At 63.6% G+C, this 261-nt stretch carries 1 pseudogene; it reads left to right on the top strand.

Features of this window, described 5'->3' with window-relative positions:
* Positions 1–261, top strand: a pseudogene (locus FVA95_RS29995) (protocatechuate 3,4-dioxygenase); the annotation flags it as partial.

Below are 261 nucleotides of genomic sequence, written 5' to 3'. Positions count from 1 at the left end.
CCCCTGCCCTCTGCGGCCCGCTGCTACAAGCTCGGCAACGCGCTCGCACGCGCGATTGCATCATGGCCCAAGGACGAGCGGGTCGTGGTGATGGGCACCGGCGGTCTCTCCCATCAACTCGATGGCGAGCGCGCGGGCTTCATCAACAAGGAGTTCGACCTGAAGTTCATGGACAGCATGGTCAACGACCCCGCCTGGGCCACGAAATATTCGACCGTCGAGCTGGTCGAGCTCTCCGGCACCCAAGGAGTCGAATTGCTG

Source organism: Pseudonocardia sp. EV170527-09 (assembly GCF_008369905.1).
Lineage (GTDB): Bacteria > Actinomycetota > Actinomycetes > Mycobacteriales > Pseudonocardiaceae > Pseudonocardia.
The sequence above is the reverse complement of the archived record's forward strand: the minus strand, read 5'-3'. Positions and strand labels throughout refer to the sequence as shown.